We start from the raw sequence: 353 nt of genomic DNA, 5'->3' as shown, positions 1-353 counted from the left end.
ATTCACAACTGAATAGCCAAGTCTTCCTCCAACGCATCGATGGCAGCCATGTCCTTAACGAAGGCGTGCAAGCAGAACTCATCTGTCTCTCGACCAATGCCTTAATTCCACTCAAACAATTCATCGGCACACAAGTTGCCGTCGATCAAGTCACTGATCAAGGAACCCTGTTTAGAACCACCGGCATCATCACCGAAGCCTCACAAGGACAAAGCGATGGGGCACTGACCCTCTACAAACTCACGCTTAACGATGCAACTTTACTTTGGCACAAACGCCGCAACAGCCGCGTATTTATGAACAAATCCGTGGTCGAAGTGGTCGAAATCCTCTTTGAAGAATGGCAAAACAAA

Annotated in this window: 1 protein-coding gene; it reads left to right on the top strand. The window is 47.9% G+C overall.

The annotated features are described in order from the left end of the window. Positions 1-353: phage late control D family protein (locus AC1M84_RS14290; RefSeq protein WP_481595239.1), on the top strand; the 353-nt coding region annotated here is incomplete at both ends.

Source organism: Acinetobacter sp. 24-47-66 (assembly GCF_056779755.1).
The sequence above is the reverse complement of the archived record's forward strand: the minus strand, read 5'-3'. Positions and strand labels throughout refer to the sequence as shown.